Origin of the sequence: Vibrio sp. LB10LO1, assembly GCF_010092875.1 — a bacterium.
GTDB classification, from domain to species: Bacteria; Pseudomonadota; Gammaproteobacteria; order Enterobacterales; family Vibrionaceae; genus Vibrio; species Vibrio campbellii.
Genome location: NZ_JAADJW010000004.1, coordinates 12,280 through 29,808 on the forward strand (window position 1 = coordinate 12,280; position 17,529 = coordinate 29,808).

A 17,529-nucleotide genomic window follows, 5' to 3' on the forward strand; every position below is an offset into this window, starting at 1 on the left:
AGCGCTGGCTTAGGGTATTCATATTAAAACTGGTTTAGTGGTTATCGCCCCAGTAAAATGGGAGTATAACGTCATCTGCTCTCGTATGCATATAAATACGTCCTTTGTACATGAATGGGTTAGAAAGCCCAACATCCAAGCGTTCCTCTCCGTTCTCCCACATGTGATTAGAGAGGCTATATCTTCTCAAAGTTTGTGTTTTCTTAGTTTCTTTGTTCTCTTTAACGGATTTATACATAAAGTCATAAACATATTGACCAATAAATAGAGAATCACCATCTAATTCCGAGCCCAATGACGATGAATTAACGTTTTCCGACCACGTATTTTTTGTCGTATCAAAAATCATTCGAGATTGAGTAGAGTAAACATGAATCTTATCGTTAACTACTCTCGTTGCTTCCACTTTCCCAAACACCAGTTCTTGAGCATCCAAAGATGGATGCGGAAGCGGTTCCCACATGTTCAGTTTAAAATCAAAACTGTAGTTAGATTCTTCTGAAAAGAGGTAAAGCTTACCATTTACAACTTGTGCTGCGTGTCTTTGGAGTTGAACTATATTTAGATCCTTAGGGGCCTCACTTATCACCTCCAAAGAAAGGTCACTGTTGTGTAAACGATAAAGATGCGTTTCATCAAACAAATAAATTTCACCTTGATTGACCACAACATACATGTTTTCTTTATTCTTATAATCTCCTTTATTAATAGCAATCTTGATCTCTTTCTTTTGAATAAGGTCATACTTAGCTATTAAATAAGATACATCCCACTTACCACGGTCCTGATGAGATTCAACATCACCTTTATCTAGAATTCGATAAATTGAATACAAGTTATCACCAACGGCGATGTGACTATCATCTTTAACCCAATGGCCTTGTTCGATAATCTCAGACAGTGGTTTATCAGAAATCTTGTAACCAGGAATATTTTTTTCATCAGTATCATCTAATTCGATACTCAATTCCTTTACAAACACGTCATTGCTAAATACTTCAGCAACAACCATTTCTTTACCCTCAAACTCTTCATCATCATGAATCGCTAGCGTAAAGTACCCACTCTTTGATGTTGAATTCTTCACCTCAACCAACTCAACATCCAGCACCTTACCTTGTTCTTTCTCAACCGTCGCTGTGGATTGGTTTGAAAGCTTAACTGTTATTGTCGACGCATCGATGTTGTCTGACTTTACGTCATACCAAATTCGGTGCTGGTATTCATTCTCATACAGAGTAATCTTGCTGTCTCTAAAGACAATGCCTTCAACAACTTCAACGACTCGTTTTGCCGTTGCCTCATTGCCTGCGGTATCTGTGACCTTGTACGTTAGTGTGTAGGTGCCAACAGTACCAGTATCTATCTGTTTGTAGTCGCTAATCTTAACGCGCTTACTAATGTCACCATCCACGTTATCCGTTGCACTGTAGCCAGGATCCTCAAACACATTACCGAGATAAATGGTGATGCTGTTGCCTCCCTCTAACGTGATTACTGGTGGAGTTTCATCTTTCTTATTCTCAATTGGAGGTTTTGCAGCAGGGGTGGAATCAGAGTCCCCACCACCACCACATCCAGACAACAGGCTAGAAACAGCCAAGGTCGCCAACAACTTATTAACATTACTCGCAGTCCAAGCGATATTTCTCACGTTATAAACCTCTGTTACATTGTTATTATTCGTCACTGCTGCTCATCAACTCCGTTGTTATCACGAGCTCACATTAACGTCTTCAATCTACTTCAAACCCATGATATGTATAACTTTTAGGCGAAAGCATCATAAAGTAAATGCAACTCGTTTAATGTCAGGCTGTGTATTTTTTTGTCATTCACGACATGAATTTAAAAACAGAAAATGATTCAAATAAAATGTTAAAACTCGGTTAGATTGGGCTTACTAGGGGTGAAGCTTATCGCTCGGTGTTCGAACTTTTTTTTTGGGGGGGGGGGGGGGGAAAGAAAAGCCAGCGACAAGGCGCTGGCTTAGGGTCTTCATATTAAAACTCGTTTAGTGGTTATCGCCCCAGTAAATAGACAACAAATCAGTGCTTTTACCATCGGTCATGTACAAACGGCCTTTATACATAATAGGGTCATAGTCAAAGTAAGGTATTACTCGTTCATCAACACTTGTTACCTTCATATCGGCATCAAACTCATAACGAGTGAAATACTTAACTTTATCGCGATTTAAAAAATCGTACGCAAAGCTACCAGAGAAGTGAGCCCGGTGAGAAAGTGTCGCTTCAACCGCCGACTTACCTTTATACCCTTTACCAACCTGTGACCATGTCCATTCTTTTGTGTTAAAAACACTAAAATACTTTTCCTCTAGGATGTATATATCATCGCCCACGACCTTAGTCCCAGAAACGGACATCGCCCAATGCTTTCCATATACTCCTTCATCTGGAAAATCAGGAAGGCCTAGCCACTCACCAGTTTCAAAATCATAACTGTGGTATCCGTGTCCGTGGAGAAGGAAACTTTCATCGTCAAGTCCGTTGTCAAACACGTAGAGCTTATTACCTAAAATGGCTAAGATTTTTTGGCTTGGGCGAGACCCATGCTGAAAGTGTGCAGGTACTAAAGAGACAAGTCTCGGAGTTAAGTCGTTTTTATCAACTTGATATAACTTATTCTCGTTAAGCCAGTAGATCTCATCTTGATAAATAACAACTTGAGGCCAATAGGGTTGAATATCAAATTTGATTGACCAGTGCGTCAAATCAAGATATTTCACTCGGCTCTGATTGATTAGGTCATATTTCGCTATCTTCAAACCATCAAAGGCGTAAAGCATATCATCAAGAACAACCCTTCTATAGTATGGCACTTGCCCAATAGCAGTTAGAGCGCCGTGCTCAACTAGTCCTTTAGAATCAGTATCATCCAGATCAATATTCAGTTCCTTAACAAACGCCTTGTCGCTCAGAACGTTTACCACGATCCTTTCTTTACCTTCGAACTCTTCGTCATCATGAATAGCCAACGTGAAATATCCGCTTTTAGACGTCGAATTTTTCACCTCTACCAACTCAACATCCAGTGTCTGGCCTTGTGCTTTATCGACCGTTGCTGTGGATTGCTCGGACAGCTCAAATGTTATTTTCGACGCATCAATGTTGTCTGACTTTACGTCATACCAAATTCGGTGCTGGTATTCATTTTCATACAGAACAATATCGCTGTCTCTAAAGACAATGCCTTCAACAACTTCGACGACTCGTTTTGCCGTTGCCTCATTGCCCGCGGTATCTGTGACCTTGTACGTTAATGTGTAAGTGCCAACAGTACCAGTATCCGGTTTGCCGCTAACCTGTACACGCTTGCTGATGTCACCATCCACATTATCTGTTGCAGTAAAGCCTGGGTCCTGAAATTCATCATTCAGATAAACGGTGATTTCTTCACCACCTTTTAGTGTGATTTGAGGCTTCTCGATATCTGCAACCGCTTTACTCTTTACCGTCACTTTACGAGATGCCGTTGCTTTGTTACCCGCTTTATCCGTTACCTTGTACGTTATTGTGTAGGTACCCACAGTGTCAGTATCCGGTTTGCCGCTAACCTGTACGCGATTGCTGATATCACCATCCACGTTATCTGTTGCACTAAAGCCTGGATCCTGAAATTCATCGTTCAGATAAACGATGATTTCCTCACCACCTTTTAGTGTAATTTGAGGCTTCTCGGTATCTTTGTCGCTCTCTACATCTGGGGCCGGAATCGCTTTGCTTTCGACCTTCACTTCACGAGATACCACAGCTTTGTTACCCGCTTTATCCGTGACTGTGTACGTTATTGTGTAGGTGCCCACAGTGTCAGTATCTATCGGTTTGTCGTAGCTAACCTTAACGCGCTTACTGATGTCACCATCCACGTTATCTGTTGCAGTAAAGCCTGGGTCCTCAAATTTATCATTCAGATAAACTGTGATGCTTTTGCTCCCTACTAACGTGATTACTGGTGGGGTTTCATCTTTCTTATTCTCAATTGGAGGTTTTGCAGCAGGGGTGGAATCAGAGTCCCCACCACCACCACATCCAGACAACAGGCTAGAAACAGCCAAGGTCGCCAACAACTTATTAACATTACTCGCAGTCCAAGCGATATTTCTCACGTTATAAACCTCTGTTACATTGTTATTATTCGTCACTGCTGCTCATCGACTCCATTGTTATCACGAGCTCACATTAACGTCTTTACTCTACTTTAAGCCCATAATAAGTATAATTTTTTAGGCGAAAGCATCATAAATCATGTGCAACAAGTTTAATGTCAGATTATGTATTGCTTTGTCATTCGCGACATGAATTTAAATACAGCAAATGATTTAAATGAAATGTTAAACAACTCAGTTAGATTGGGCTTACTAGGGGTGAAGCTTATCGCTCGGCATTCGAATTTTTGAGGGAAAGAACAATCTGCAATACAGCTTCAGCTTTGAAAACAGAACTTATCGGCTATTCATTCGAAACTGCTGTGGGGTGACATCAAAATAGGCTTTAAACGCTTTGATGTAGGAAGAGTCATTTTGATACCCCACTTGATCGGCAATGCTTTGGATAGAAAGCTCTTCGTCAAGCAAAGAGAGCGAATAAATCAGCCGAATTTGTTGCCGCCAAAGTTGGAACGAGGTGTTGAACTCTTTGGAGAACAAGCGCGACAACGTTCGCTCGGATGCACCGACTTTCTCTCCCCACTGTTTGAGTGACCAATCCAATGCTGGCGTGTCGGTCAGCGCTTCAAATATCAGCTTTAATCGCCTGTCTTCTGGCAGCAATAACTGAAAGGTCTGCACGTTGTCTTTCATGATTTGATCGTGGAGTACGCCAAGCAAGCGTGATACTTCCTCATCACTGACAAACCCTTCGCATTGGCGGCGTATTTCCTGTAGCAGCTCGTTCAAGAACGGTGTGAGAGTGATGGTCCGCACTTGATGCTCGTACTCAGTACCGAACTTAGGGTTTAGATAGATACCGACAAATGTCGTATGGCTTAGCGCGATGGATTCATGTTGAATACCCGCAGGTACAAACAGCGCAGAGGTATGGGGTACAAGGTGTTGGTAGTGATCGGTTTTGGTTTGTAATAACCCTTTGATCGGGAAGATGACTTGATGCCACGTGTGTTGGTGCAGCGCATCAATGTAACCTTTCGGCATGTCGATGGTCTTAACCAAAGCTGGTGAGTGAGGATTAGCAGCCATCATCTCATTGGAGGTCATAACACCGGAGTGAGAATCGATTTGGCGGGTTAGCATCATTAACTGTCCTTACATCCCTATTCTGACACAAGCTCACTAGGCTATCATGCCCGGCAAAGTGAATGAAGCCGTGAGGTGTGACGTATGCGATATCAAGTGGAAATATCCAAAGAAAACCAACTCTTATTCAAAGTCGATATTGATAACATCAACCAAAATAAATGCGAAGCATCGCTTGAAACCGTGTTAACCAAGTTCCCTAAAACGGAAGGTTATCAACGTCATGTGTTGGTTTCAGATAGCGAAACGCGCTACTTAAAAAGCACAGAAAAGCGCATTGAAGTACTGGCAGCGATTCCGGTATTCAAATCACTGGGCGAGCGCTAACGCGGCCTTGTCTCATACCGTTTGGCAAATCAGTTTCAGGCGATAAGGAAAGAATATGAAGAAGTTAGGCGTAGTTAACAGCGTATTAGCAGGTAAAACCGTTGCTTTTGCACATGGTGCGAAAAGTGCGATTAACAAACAGGTTCTGCCGCAGCGTCAGCATGCAACAGAACTGGGTTTTACCAATGATGAACAAGGCGATCCACGCTTTCATGGTGGGATTCAAAAAGCCCTTCATATTTACCCAAGCGAGCACTATCCAGTTTGGCAGCAGGAGCTGGGCGACAAAGCGATTTTCCAATCAGCTGGGGCGTTCGGTGAGAACTTAAGCTCAAGCGGCGTAACAGAAGCGTCCATTTGCTTGAAAGATAAAATCCGAATCGGAACAACCTTATTGGAAGTATCTCAAGGTCGCATGCCTTGCTGGAAACTCAACGTCCGCTTCGAGCAAAACAACATGGCGAGAAGACTACAAGACACGCTTCGAACAGGCTGGTACTTCCGAGTGTTGCAAGAAGGCGATATCGGCGCTGGTGACGAGATTATTCTGTGCGAAAGACCTTACCCAGACTGGTCATTGGCTCGCATCATGGGCGCTGTGTTTACTGGTTGCCTAGATAAAACAGAGCTAAGCCAACTGGCGGAACTTCCATTAGTTGAATCTTGGGGCAAGCTTGTCGAACGTCGCTTGGAAACGGGTGAAGTCGAAGATTGGGAAATGCGTTTGGTTGGCCCGACTGCGGGTTAATTCCCTTTCTGACTCCCCGATAGATCGGAGCGTATCCCTTCTAATATTAGCCCCACAACCAAGTCAGTGGGGCTTTTGCTTTTTAGCCGTTCAATACAGCAAATCTGTATTTAAGCTGGAGCTTGGCAATTAACAAAGGTTAATGAATCCCGTACAAATACTCTTTATGTTGTACCCCAAATAATACAAGGGGAAGCATGATGCTCGAATGGAGAATTAAGAAATTCGCAAACCTGTCTGTTCAAGAGCTTTACGATTTTTTGCAGCAAAGAGTCAATATTTTCATCGTAGACATGAACACGCCATACAGCGATTTGGATGGTAAGGATAACCATCCCGACACCTACCACGTAATGGGATATGATAACGAACGTCTGGTGGCTTATAGTCGTATTATGCCTCCGAAAATCGGATACCCCGTTGACGTTTTACCCTTGCTGAACTCTGATGCCAATGACGTGTGTATTGGTCGCGTTATCGTCGCAGAAGATTACAGAGGGAAAAGCATCGGTAACCAATTGATGCAAGTGAGTTTCGATGCCACAAGAAAGATCTACCCGAACGACAGCATTTTTATATCCGCACAAGCACACTTGAAAGACTACTACGGAAAGTTCGGCTTCGATGTTGTCACCGATAGCTACTTGGAAGATGGGTGCACAATGTTAGGTCTAAGACACACTCCGAAAGTTATCTGCTCAGCATAAAAACCATTCATCATCCTATACGTTCACTTATAACGCTATTAGGCGTTTTATCTCAAAGCCAAAACCGTCATCACTTTGCTCTGTATCGTGTATTGAAACAAAGCAAAGGAGAAAGGCAATGAGCGGACAGTTAGTAAGATTGGCTTTAAGATGGATGCATATATTGTGTGCGCTGTTGGTGGGTGCAGCGCTTTATTCACCGCTGAAGGCAAATGAAATGTTCATGACTTTAACGTTATTTGTACTTGTTCCCGTTGTCGCCATCACAGGCGTTATGATGTGGAAGCAAGGGAAAGTCATGAAGTACCTTCACCGCAAACCCAGTTAAACCATCTCAACGGCGATAGAGATCATCTATACCAACGTCTCAACCATGCCTTCATAGCGGGCATGGTTCTACGTCTTAGCATTTTTTAGGTGAAACCATACATTTCTTAAAGTCATCATTACACTTCCATACGCTCTTCTGATAGAGGGTTACAACTTTATTTTGTACAGTGTTCAAAACCAAATAACTGGGACAGAACAATGAACAAAACAATTATTGCATTATTAACGTTGACGGCTGCAGGCACGGCAACAGCGGGTGATACTTACATTCGTAACGGTAACATCTACAACAACGAAGGTGGCTGGATGGTCGAAGCTGGCATAGTACAAGCGAGCGATCTTTTCAAAGACCAAAAACACAACACTGCGCCAGTTCTAAACGGTGGTTACCATGGTGAAGACTTCAACGCTGATTTAGGCGGTATTAACTACCGTTTCCTAGGTGACAACGATGAACTACTTAACATGAGTGCTTACGTGGTAGGTAGCGGTGTACCTCGTGATAGCGATGTAGCGAAGAGCCTAAAAGGTACGAAACGACGTGATATCGCGATCGATCTAGGTTTGAACGCAGATTTCAGACTTGATCCAAACAACGTAGTTTCAACTTACCTACAACATGATGTATCAGGCGCTTACAAAGGCTTCCAAGGTGGTGCCACTTACTTCCATATCATGAATATCGGTAATGCTGATTTCGTACCATTTGCGAGCGTGTCTTACCAAAGCAAAGATTACGTTGACTACTACTTCGGTGTAACAGACAAAGAAGCACGTACAAACCGCAAAGTATACACAGGCGACGCAACCGTAAACTACGGTTTAGGTTACAAACTGGTAGTGCCAATCACTGAGCACTGGCAAATCAGCCAAGTATCACAATATACACGTCTAGGTAGCGGCATCAGCGATTCTTCTATCGTAGAGAGCGCAAATCAATGGGCAGTAGGCGCGACAGTTTCTTACAACTTCTAAGCAATCCCCCCTATTTAGACACACTCTCCATTTAATTAAAAAGCCATCATTACGATGGCTTTTTGTTTATTTGAGCTTGTCTACTTAGCTTGAGGCGCTTGGCGTTTCGGCTTGCCTTGGAACTGCTTAATGCTCTTTTTGGCATTGGTTCGGCGATTGGCTTTTTTATCACGTGGGGCACGTTTGCTTTCGCCTGTTGATGGCTTATCCGTTACTGGGAAACCTTCTAGGTCTTGCGTTGGCAATTCACGTTGCGTCAGGTTACGGATCGCGCTAAGCGCTTCGGCTTCGCCATGGCAGACCAGCGACATTGCAACACCTTGCTCGCCTGCACGGGCTGTACGTCCTACTCGATGAACATAAGTCTCTGCGTGCATTGGCAACTCAAAGTTAATCACTACTGGTAGTTGCTCGATGTGAATACCGCGCGCCAGTAGATCGGTGGCAATTAGCACCTGTGTTTGCCCAGATTTAAACTGCGCCAGCGCTTCTTCTCGCTCTGCTTGGCTCTTATTACCGTGCAGCGCATTAGTTGTGATCCCCGCTTTGTTCAACTTCTTCGCCAAACCATCAGCGTTCTCTTTCGCGCCAATAAATACCAATACCTGCGTCCACGCATTTTGCTTGATCAGTTCAATCAAAGCTTTGGTTTTACTGCCTTTGTTGACGAGATACAGCGTTTCGGCAATAGCTTGATTGGTGCTGTTTTCTTGATGCGCTGCTACCTGCTTTGGTGCGTGCATCAGCTGCTTGGCTTTGCCCTTCAACTCATCTGAAAACGTTGCTGAAAACATTGCGGTTTGACGCTGGTTTGAAACCTGCCCTGCAATATTTTGCACGTCAGGCCAAAAGCCCATATCCAACAAGCGATCCGCTTCATCCAGCACTAGGTAATGGATATTACTCAGGTCCAAACCGTTGTTCGCCAGATCAACTAAACGGCCTGTTGTCGCCACAAGAATGTGAGGATTTGACGCAAGTGCTTGTAGTTGAGTCTCTTTATACACACCACCACACAAACACACTGCGTTGAGGCCAATAGCTTGACCAACTTGGTTAATCGCCTCGCTCACTTGTGTCGCCAGCTCACGTGTTGGTACTAGAATCAGCGCTTTTTGCTCTGGATTTATACTTAGCTTTTCCAACAAAGGCAAACCATACGCAAGGGTTTTGCCGCTGCCCGTGTTTGCTAATGCCAATACGTCTTTACCACTGAGTAGTTCAGGAATTGCCAAAGCCTGAATATCGGTTGGCTTCTTGAAGTCTTTTGGCAGTGCGTGAATCAGCTCAGAACTCAAAGAGAGAGTAGAAAATGGCATTAGCTTAACCTTGTGCTTTTAGTTGAAGAGGCAGTAAAACAATATAGATGCAGTAAATCGCAGGCGCGGACTTTACCACAATCCAGTAGACGAACAATCCCATTTTAGAAGAGGAAGTCTGCAAACGTCGTTGGTTTTTAATGCCTCAAACCAAAACAGTGATTAGATCGCCGCTTGGTAGGTACCACGAATAGGGTAATCATTTTCAGGGTTGCGGATAAATGCTAATCCCGAGAGCAAGACTTCCAGATCAGGTCGAGCGAATGGACCATTGGAAATATCGACTAACTGAACTTGTCCTTTGCTGTTCACCACAAACAGGCCCGGCTCTGCAAAGAGATGGTCTGTCTCTTTTTCTGAGCGAGGCTCCGAGATGTACAAACCTAACGTTTGCATCTGCCCTACTGTCAGGTCATAAGCGATTGGGAACGTGACGCTCAGTTGTTCCATATGCTGCTCTAGCTGTGCTTGGCTATCTGCGGACACCGCTACGATGTCCATCCCGAGTTGTAAGAATCGCGCTTTTAGTGTCTCTAGCTCGTTGAGGTAACGAGTACATAAAGGGCAATGTTTGCCGCGGTAAACCACCACTAAGCGCCAATCGACATTCTCAGAAGGTGTACCCAGCTCGATAGCTTCGCCACTTAGCGTTGGCAGAGTGATGGAGGGGAACAAGTCACCTGCGGTAAATTTTGTGGTTGTCATTATTCAGTCCTATTTACTTCACGTTGTTTAAGATAAAACGAGCGCGACACAGGTTGGAGTGGATAGCATTGCTGCCCTCACATGTCGCGCTCCAACTAACAGACCAGAGTTATCGTTGAATGTATTCGTAACTTTCGTCAGATTTATTGCGTTTACCTACGTACTTATCTTCAAAATCTGGAGACCACACTGCGCTCGCATCTTGGTTTTGGTTCCAATCAAAAGCGGTAAAACGGTGTACCATTTTCCAAACACCATCACGACGTTCAAAACGGTACAGGTGGCGACCACCTAAAATGCCTTCTTTGTCCACGCCATCTTCTTCATGCACGTGGTACGCCCACACATAGCTCTCTGCAGTTGCTGTATCGCCATCCACTTCGATGAGAACGTTGCTGATGCGGTGCTGTGTAATTTTGATCGCTTCAAACCCTTTCATTGCTGGTTCAACAAAAGCGTGGGCATTGTCGTTATAGAAAAACAAATCTGGGAAGATTGGGTCTTGATGGTCTTCAATAGCATCTTCCCAGTAAGTGGACTTCATCAGCTCTGCGTCCATACGATCTAAAGAGCGAGCATGACGGAAAATCACTTCAGTAATATCTTGTTTATCAAGTAGTAGTTGTAGTTTTTGTTGCATGTCCATAAGCGCCTCCATTTGCGAATCAATCTTGGTTAATCTTTCTTACCGATTTGTCTTTCGGCTTGGGATGTATCTTAGAACCAACCAATATCGACTAAAACTGAGCTACAATGACTAGTATCTATGCTTATTTGGAATAATTGAGAACACTAATGGACCAACTAAGTGCAATGCGCGCATTTGTTCGAGTGGTACAAACGGGCAGCTTTTCTGCCACAGGTCGTGAAATGAATACCTCACAAACGACGATCAGTAAAAAAGTGGCAGCGTTAGAAAAGAAAATCGGCGTCAAACTCCTCGCTCGAAGCAGTCGCGATCATGCTTTAACGCCTGCGGGCGCGAAGTATTATCAAACTTGCGTTGATATTTTAGGTGAACTGGATGAAGCCGAAGCTGAGGCAAGATCGGAGGTGGCTTCTCCACAGGGAACGATTCGCATCTCAGCACCAGTAGCGTTTGGTCGCATTCTGCTTGCCCCTATCATGGCAGAGTTTTTCCAACGTTATCCTGATATCAAAGTGGATTTACAGCTCAGTGACCAGCACACAGACTTGATCAGTGATGGGATAGATGTCGCAATTCGAGCTAAACAACTGGAAGACTCGACGTTGATTGCGCGCCATTTGTTTGATAATCCAATGCTCGTTTTAGCGGCGCCGAGTTATCTACAACAGCACGGTGAACCCAAAAATCCTGAAGACTTAAAACAACACAATTGTTTGGTTTATTCGCGGATGAAAGACATTAACGTATGGAGCTTTACCAAGCAAAATCAAAAACATGCCGTCGCGGTAAATGGTAATTTTCAAAGCGACAATGGGGATGTATTACTAGAGGTCGCATTAACTGGAATGGGGATTGTCATTCTTCCGATTTGGATGGTTGAACATCACTTAAAAGAAGGTCGACTGACGCAATTGATGAGCGACTACACAGGGCAAAACTTGCCTTTTAATGCGGTGTACTTACAAAGCCGTTATACGCCTCTTAAGGTTCGCTGCTTGATTGATTATCTCAAAGAAAAGCTGCCCAACGGCGATTAGAAACAAGAAAAGCGCAGAGCTAAAACTCTGCGCTTTTAAAAGTGGTTTTACATTGTAAATCGTTACTTGGTGTAGAAAGCGCGTTTTAGTGCCATTTCCAGACCGCGCACTTCAGCAAGGCCTTTCAAGCGACCGATGGCTGAGTAGCCTGGGTTGGTCTTCTTCTTCAAATCATCCAGCATTTGGTGACCATGGTCAGGACGCATTGGGATCAAACGGTGATCGCCTACTTCTGCGCGGCGTTGTTCTTCATCCAGAATCGCCATCACCACGTTGTACATATCCACATCGCCATCTAGGTGCGCGGCTTCATGGAATGTCATTGGGTTACTTTCTTCACGCTTGGTTGAACGCAAGTGAGTGAAGTAAACACGATCGCCATGCTTTTTAATCATCTTCACTAGGTCGTTGTCACCACGCACACCGTAAGAGCCGGTACACATGGTTAAGCCGTTCATCTTGCTCGGTACTTTTTCGGTTAACCAATCGATGTCTTCGATGGTTGAAACAATGCGCGGCAAACCAAGAATTGGGCGCGGTGGATCGTCTGGGTGTACAGCCAGCTTCAAACCATGCGCTTCACACACTGGCATAAGTTCTGCTAAGAAGTGCGCCATGTGCTCACGCAGCTTATCTTTGCTGATGCCCGAGTAACGGTCTAACTGTGCTTGGAACTCTTCTAACGTGTAACCTTCTTCAGCACCCGGCAAACCAGCAATGATGTTGCTTGTCAGTTGTTGGATTTGCTCCGCCGTCATGTTGTTGAAGTACTCAAGCGCTTGGGCTTGCTCAGCTTCGGTGTAATCCGCTTCTGCGCCAGGGCGTTTAAGAATGTGCAGCTCAAATGCCGCAAATGCGATTTGGTCAAAGCGCAGTGCTTTAGAGCCATCCGGCATTTCAAACTCGAGGTCGGTACGTGTCCAATCTAGCACTGGCATAAAGTTGTAGCAGACCGTATCTACGCCGCACTCTGCAAGATTACGCAGCGTTTGTTTGTAGTTGTCGATCCATTGTTGGAAGTTGCCCGTCTGAGTTTTGATTTCTTCGTGAACAGGAACACTTTCAACCACCGACCACGTTAAGCCTTTCTCTTCGATGATGGCTTTACGTTTTAAAATCTCATCTTTCGACCACACTTCACCATTTGGAATGTGGTGTAAGGCATTCACGATGCCTGTTGCGCCAGCTTGACGAATATCGTCTAGCGACACTGGGTCATTCGGACCGTACCAACGCCAAGTTTGTTCCATGACACTCACCTTTTTTAAGACGCACTCAACCCGCTCGAATTATTCAAGCTAAGTGCACAACGACTTCTTAATATGCAGCCACGATAATGCAGCTGCGCTGACTAGAGCCGACCGAAGCCGGCAATGTGGTTAACTGTTTTCAGCGCCCTGCAGAACAACAGGGTTGGAACTGAATAAGTAACCATCAAAATTCGGGTCATCGATGTCAGACAGCTCCAGCAGGCGCTGTTTAACGTTTTCAAGGTGTTGCCACATGGCATTTTTTGCAGCGATTGGATCTTTACGCTGCAATGCGGCAAGGATTTTGGCGTGATCGTCTAACCACTCTTCACGGTAGTCTTGACCAGCAATGCGGGAATGAAGTTTCTTCCACATTGGGCTGCTCTCGCGTCGCTCCCAAGATTGCTTCAGCATGTCCACCAACACAGAGTTTTGAGTTGCCTCTGCAATGCACATGTGAAACTTCTCATCACCGTTACAATCTGCGGTGCCACTGGCGAGTTCTTCTCGTTCTAACTCAAGGGCTGCACGCATTTTCACGATGTCGCCTGGCGTTACTTGCATCGCTGCAAATTCCGCAATGTTACTTTCAAGCAACTGGCGAGCTTGGAGCATTTCAAACGGACCGGCATCATCGCTGATCACGTTTTCACGGGAGTTCGGTTGAGATGGAATATTGATGACATACACCCCAGAACCTTTCTTCACTTCGACAAGGTTTTCCAGCTCAAGCATGATGATCGCTTCACGCACTACTGTGCGGCTAACGTCGAGACGTTCTGCGATATCGCGCTCAGGCGGCAACCTATCACCAACCTTGTACAGGCCGTTGATTAACTCTTGTCTTAGGACTAGACCGGTTTCTTGATACGGTCTTTTCGGTTCAAAAGGCATCATGATGATATTATCACTATATTCCATCTAACTTCTCACGCCATCATAACGACCAATAACAATTGGTCAACCTCTATGTACCAGAATGTGGTAACACCTTGTTTTCGATTGTTTCGTACTAATTAAATTGTGAATTATTGAACGGCTTTAATTTTCTCAACCAATTCATTTAATTCAGGATTTGTCTTTTCTAGGTCCGCATACATTGGTTGAACCGCTTCAGCAAATGCTGCTTTATTTGGCTCCACAAATGTCACGCCCATCTTCTCTGCTTTCGCGCGCTCTTTCGCTTCAGATTCAGCCCATAGTTTCTTCATGTATTCCGAAGAGTCTGCTGCTGCTTTCATCAGTGCTTTTTGCTGCTCTGGCGTTAGCTTGTCGTAAGTCTTCGTTGAGATAACCAAAACATCCGGAACCATAGTGTGCTCATCTAAGCTAAAGTACTTTGATACCTCACTGTGACGGCTCAAGCTGAACGATGGGATGTTGTTTTCCGCAGCATCCACAACACCTTGTTGCAATGCTGTGTAGAGCTCACCGTATGCCAATGGTGTTGGGTTACCACCTAACGCTTTTACCATCGCAATCGCTGATGGGCTTGGCTGTACGCGCACTTTCAGACCTTTTAGATCTTCCGGCGTATTGATTGGTTTATTGGTGTAGAAGCTACGCGCACCGGCATCGTAGTAAGTCACACCAATAAAGCCGCTGTCCGCTGAAGAATTCAGGATTTCACGACCTACTTCACCGTCTGTCACTTTGTAGTAGTGGTCTTTATCGCGGAACAAGTAAGGCATGTTGAATGCTGCGTAAGCTGGGGAGAAAGCTTCCAATTCTGCCGCGTTGCTCTTCACCATATCTAGAGCGCCGTTTTGCATTAGCTCCATCGATTCACGCTGTGTACCTAGCTGTGCATCAGGGTAAATGCGGATACGAACTTCACCGTCTGTCATTTCACGAACTTCTTTTGCCATAAAGTCCATTGCTTTATGCACGGCATGGTCACGAGGGTGGTTGTGACTCAGCTTCAAAGTGGTCGCAGCATAAGCAGAAGCGGTGGCGCCGAAGGTCATTGCAGCACCGACTACAGCGCTTAAAAGAGTCTTACGCGTCATCATTGTTCTATTCTCCTTGGATTGGTTGTCCAATATGTAGGGTAGTTTTAATTTTTTAACGGTATTTCTTGTTTCGAGGCCATTATTGGCGATCAAAAAACCTATCGTCAAAACAAAAATGCAAATTGATTGACCAAAATCACAATCACAACCCTTAAATTGGTCAACCAATCCAATTGTGAACCTGCTCACGTGACAACCAAATCGGCTAACTTATAATCCGACCAGAAAGATTAGCGTATGTTACTGCCCTACACAGAAACAACTTCTTACATTGGTTAACCAGTTGTTATGAGGTACGCGTATTTACTTAAAGGAAATAAAAATGAATAAATTGGTCAAATACATCAACAGGGGGCTGGCCGCCTTTACGGTCTCTCTCTCGACCTTCCTCGTCATTTGCGTAGTCTGGCAAGTGTTATCACGCTATGTGATTGGCAAACCAAGCACCGTTACTGACGAACTTGCTCGCTATCTCTTTATGTGGGTTGCGTTAATTGGCGCGGCATACACCACTGGTCTTAAACGTCACCTTGCGATCGACTTGCTAACAATGAAGCTGCAAGGCAAGCGCAAACTCATCAATGAAATCGTCATCCAAATTGCCATCGCACTGTTCTCTTACGTGGTGTTGGTTCACGGCGGTACACAACTGGCACTGAAAACACTGGCAACTGGCCAGTTAACACCAGCGCTTGGCTTGGAAATGGGCTACATCTACTTCTGCCTACCAATCAGTGGCGCACTGATGATCTTCTACTCTGCGGTATTTGCTTTCGACCGTGTAAAACAATTGACGTCTGGTGAAGCCCTACTCACCGACACACAACTTGATTAATCGAGGGTTCCACAATGGAATGGCAATTAATTCTCACCCTATTCGGTAGCTTCGCGGTCTTATTGACGATTGGCGTACCGGTTTCTTTCGCTATCGGTTTGTCATCGCTAGCCACTATTTTAATGAGCTTACCGCTAGAACCTGCTATCGCCGTTGTGGCGCAGCGTATGGCAGCAGGCCTTGATAACTTTGCTCTACTAGCAATCCCGTTCTTTATCTTGGCGGGTAACATCATGAACCAAGGTGGTATCGCACTACGTCTTATCAACTTTGCAAAAGTGCTTGGTGGCCGCCTTCCTGGTTCACTCGCACACGTGAACGTAATGGCGAACATGATGTTTGGCTCGATTTCTGGCTCTGCGGTAGCGTCTGCAGCAGCGGTTGGCGGCACCATGTCTCCTCTGCAAAAAAAAGATGGCTACGATGAGAACTTCTCTGCAGCAGTGAACATCACTTCTTGCCCGTCTGGTTTGTTGATTCCGCCAAGTAACACACTGATCGTGTTCTCATTAGTGTCTGGTGGTACGTCTATCGCGGCATTGTTCCTAGCGGGTTACATTCCTGGCATCTTGATGGGTCTAAGCATCATGGTGGTGGCGGGCATCATTGCAAAACGTCGTGGCTATCCAGTGGCAGCACGTCCTTCTCTGGCAATGGTTTGGAATACCTTCTTGAAAGCAGCCCCATCTTTGGCACTGATTGTGATCATCATGGGTGGCATCATTGGCGGTATCTTTACGGCAACAGAAGCCTCAGCTATCGCGGTGGTTTATACCTTTGTGCTAGCGGTGTTGATTTACCGCGAAGTGAAATGGCGTGACATTCCAAAGATCATCCTAGAGTCTGCGGTGACCACTTCTATCGTATTGCTACTGGTTGGCGCATCAATGGGCATGTCTTGGGCGATGGCAAACGCCGATATTCCTTACATGATTGCAGACGCCCTACTTGCTATCTCTGACAACCCAATGATGATTCTACTTATCATCAACGTCATTCTGCTGATTGTCGGTATCTTCATGGACATGACACCAGCGGTACTGATCTTTACGCCTATCTTCCTGCCAATCGCACTGGATATGGGTATTGACCCTGTACACTTCGGCATCATGATGACCTTCAACTTGGCTATCGGTATCTGTACCCCACCAGTAGGTAGCGCGTTGTTCATCGGTTGTTCTGTGGCGAACGTTGCCATCGACAAAGTGATTAAGCCTCTACTTCCATTCTACGTTGCACTGATTGCAGCCCTAATGGCCGTAACCTTTATTCCTCAGCTAAGCCTGTTCTTGCCTAACCTTGTTCTTGGCTACTAAGCGCTTGGTTATAAGTTTTAGATTACGCATTACTAAAATACACC

The 17,529-nt window shown here is 44.9% G+C and carries 17 protein-coding genes; 8 read left to right on the forward strand and 9 right to left on the reverse strand.

Features of this window, described 5'->3' with window-relative positions:
• Positions 1–34: 34 nt before the first annotated feature.
• The 3 genes from GXP65_RS03890 to GXP65_RS03900 all read right to left on the reverse strand — a co-directional run bounded on the left by GXP65_RS03890 (position 35) and on the right by GXP65_RS03900 (position 5,275).
• Positions 35–1,690, reverse strand: coding sequence for a DUF5011 domain-containing protein (locus GXP65_RS03890; RefSeq protein ID WP_162092067.1), 1,656 nt, complete (start codon positions 1,688–1,690; stop codon positions 35–37).
• Positions 1,691–2,014: 324 nt separating this feature from the next.
• Positions 2,015–4,165 (reverse strand): DUF5011 domain-containing protein, encoded by a 2,151-nt coding sequence (locus GXP65_RS03895; RefSeq protein WP_162092068.1) that lies wholly within the window; start codon positions 4,163–4,165, stop codon positions 2,015–2,017.
• A 300-nt stretch (positions 4,166–4,465) separates the two neighbouring features.
• Positions 4,466–5,275, reverse strand: coding sequence for a helix-turn-helix transcriptional regulator (locus GXP65_RS03900; RefSeq protein ID WP_086371340.1), 810 nt, complete (start codon positions 5,273–5,275; stop codon positions 4,466–4,468).
• Between the two features lie 84 nt (positions 5,276–5,359).
• Here GXP65_RS03900 and GXP65_RS03905 point away from each other — a divergent pair, with 84 nt between their 5' ends.
• From GXP65_RS03905 to ompV, 5 genes are all read left to right on the forward strand, one after another.
• Positions 5,360–5,602 (forward strand): hypothetical protein, encoded by a 243-nt coding sequence (locus tag GXP65_RS03905; RefSeq protein WP_050913836.1) that lies wholly within the window; start codon positions 5,360–5,362, stop codon positions 5,600–5,602.
• A 55-nt stretch (positions 5,603–5,657) separates the two neighbouring features.
• Positions 5,658–6,350 (forward strand): MOSC domain-containing protein, encoded by a 693-nt coding sequence (locus tag GXP65_RS03910; RefSeq protein ID WP_162092069.1) that lies wholly within the window; start codon positions 5,658–5,660, stop codon positions 6,348–6,350.
• 200 nt (positions 6,351–6,550) lie between these two features.
• Entirely contained in the window at positions 6,551–7,057 is a 507-nt protein-coding gene (locus GXP65_RS03915) for a GNAT family N-acetyltransferase (RefSeq protein ID WP_162092178.1), read from the forward strand.
• Positions 7,058–7,175: 118 nt separating this feature from the next.
• Complete coding sequence (locus GXP65_RS03920; protein WP_050904451.1) at positions 7,176–7,385, forward strand: hypothetical protein; 210 nt, start codon at positions 7,176–7,178, stop codon at positions 7,383–7,385.
• Between the two features lie 200 nt (positions 7,386–7,585).
• Entirely contained in the window at positions 7,586–8,362 is a 777-nt protein-coding gene (gene ompV / locus GXP65_RS03925) for an outer membrane protein OmpV (protein ID WP_162092070.1), read from the forward strand.
• 80 nt (positions 8,363–8,442) lie between these two features.
• Here the strand turns inward: ompV and GXP65_RS03930 are convergent, their stop codons facing one another.
• The 3 genes from GXP65_RS03930 to GXP65_RS03940 form a co-directional block, all read right to left on the reverse strand.
• Positions 8,443–9,681, reverse strand: a complete 1,239-nt coding sequence (locus GXP65_RS03930; RefSeq protein ID WP_162092071.1) for a DEAD/DEAH box helicase — start codon at positions 9,679–9,681, stop codon at positions 8,443–8,445.
• 162 nt (positions 9,682–9,843) lie between these two features.
• Positions 9,844–10,386 (reverse strand): peroxiredoxin-like family protein, encoded by a 543-nt coding sequence (locus GXP65_RS03935; RefSeq protein WP_162092072.1) that lies wholly within the window; start codon positions 10,384–10,386, stop codon positions 9,844–9,846.
• 109 nt (positions 10,387–10,495) lie between these two features.
• The gene (locus GXP65_RS03940) at positions 10,496–11,032 is read right to left on the reverse strand and encodes a nuclear transport factor 2 family protein (protein ID WP_038871481.1); all 537 of its coding nucleotides are present in this window, start codon (positions 11,030–11,032) and stop codon (positions 10,496–10,498) included.
• 149 nt (positions 11,033–11,181) lie between these two features.
• Between GXP65_RS03940 and GXP65_RS03945 the strand changes: the two genes are divergently transcribed.
• Positions 11,182–12,072, forward strand: coding sequence for a LysR family transcriptional regulator (locus tag GXP65_RS03945; protein ID WP_162092073.1), 891 nt, complete (start codon positions 11,182–11,184; stop codon positions 12,070–12,072).
• A 62-nt stretch (positions 12,073–12,134) separates the two neighbouring features.
• Here GXP65_RS03945 and uxuA read toward each other — a convergent pair whose 3' ends face one another.
• From uxuA to GXP65_RS03960, 3 genes are all read right to left on the reverse strand, one after another.
• Positions 12,135–13,322, reverse strand: a complete 1,188-nt coding sequence (uxuA, locus tag GXP65_RS03950; RefSeq protein WP_162092074.1) for a mannonate dehydratase — start codon at positions 13,320–13,322, stop codon at positions 12,135–12,137.
• A 129-nt stretch (positions 13,323–13,451) separates the two neighbouring features.
• Positions 13,452–14,243 (reverse strand): FCD domain-containing protein, encoded by a 792-nt coding sequence (locus GXP65_RS03955; RefSeq protein ID WP_010453760.1) that lies wholly within the window; start codon positions 14,241–14,243, stop codon positions 13,452–13,454.
• A gap of 107 nt (positions 14,244–14,350) precedes the next feature.
• Positions 14,351–15,334, reverse strand: coding sequence for a TRAP transporter substrate-binding protein (locus GXP65_RS03960; protein WP_061009026.1), 984 nt, complete (start codon positions 15,332–15,334; stop codon positions 14,351–14,353).
• A gap of 322 nt (positions 15,335–15,656) precedes the next feature.
• Here GXP65_RS03960 and GXP65_RS03965 point away from each other — a divergent pair, with 322 nt between their 5' ends.
• A complete protein-coding gene (locus tag GXP65_RS03965; RefSeq protein ID WP_009706639.1) occupies positions 15,657–16,169 on the forward strand; it encodes a TRAP transporter small permease in 513 nt (170 codons plus the stop codon).
• A 14-nt stretch (positions 16,170–16,183) separates the two neighbouring features.
• On the forward strand, positions 16,184–17,485 hold the full coding sequence (locus GXP65_RS03970; RefSeq protein WP_009706640.1) for a TRAP transporter large permease: 1,302 nt from the start codon (positions 16,184–16,186) through the stop codon (positions 17,483–17,485).
• Positions 17,486–17,529 lie beyond the last annotated feature (44 nt).

Excerpts from the sequence above, each read along its gene's own strand:
- GXP65_RS03945 (WP_162092073.1), top strand. The coding sequence starts at position 11,182 with ATGGACCAACTAAGTGCAATGCGCGCATTTGTTCGAGTGGTACAAACG.
- GXP65_RS03910 (WP_162092069.1), top strand. The coding sequence starts at position 5,658 with ATGAAGAAGTTAGGCGTAGTTAACAGCGTATTAGCAGGTAAAACCGTT.
- GXP65_RS03970 (WP_009706640.1), top strand. The coding sequence starts at position 16,184 with ATGGAATGGCAATTAATTCTCACCCTATTCGGTAGCTTCGCGGTCTTA.
- uxuA (WP_162092074.1), bottom strand. The coding sequence starts at position 13,322 with ATGGAACAAACTTGGCGTTGGTACGGTCCGAATGACCCAGTGTCGCTA.
- ompV (WP_162092070.1), top strand. The coding sequence starts at position 7,586 with ATGAACAAAACAATTATTGCATTATTAACGTTGACGGCTGCAGGCACG.
- GXP65_RS03915 (WP_162092178.1), top strand. The coding sequence starts at position 6,551 with ATGCTCGAATGGAGAATTAAGAAATTCGCAAACCTGTCTGTTCAAGAG.
- GXP65_RS03940 (WP_038871481.1), bottom strand. The coding sequence starts at position 11,032 with ATGGACATGCAACAAAAACTACAACTACTACTTGATAAACAAGATATT.
- GXP65_RS03930 (WP_162092071.1), bottom strand. The coding sequence starts at position 9,681 with ATGCCATTTTCTACTCTCTCTTTGAGTTCTGAGCTGATTCACGCACTG.
- GXP65_RS03935 (WP_162092072.1), bottom strand. The coding sequence starts at position 10,386 with ATGACAACCACAAAATTTACCGCAGGTGACTTGTTCCCCTCCATCACT.
- GXP65_RS03965 (WP_009706639.1), top strand. The coding sequence starts at position 15,657 with ATGAATAAATTGGTCAAATACATCAACAGGGGGCTGGCCGCCTTTACG.
- GXP65_RS03920 (WP_050904451.1), top strand. The coding sequence starts at position 7,176 with ATGAGCGGACAGTTAGTAAGATTGGCTTTAAGATGGATGCATATATTG.
- GXP65_RS03905 (WP_050913836.1), top strand. The coding sequence starts at position 5,360 with ATGCGATATCAAGTGGAAATATCCAAAGAAAACCAACTCTTATTCAAA.
- GXP65_RS03955 (WP_010453760.1), bottom strand. The coding sequence starts at position 14,243 with ATGGAATATAGTGATAATATCATCATGATGCCTTTTGAACCGAAAAGA.
- GXP65_RS03900 (WP_086371340.1), bottom strand. The coding sequence starts at position 5,275 with ATGATGCTAACCCGCCAAATCGATTCTCACTCCGGTGTTATGACCTCC.
- GXP65_RS03960 (WP_061009026.1), bottom strand. The coding sequence starts at position 15,334 with ATGATGACGCGTAAGACTCTTTTAAGCGCTGTAGTCGGTGCTGCAATG.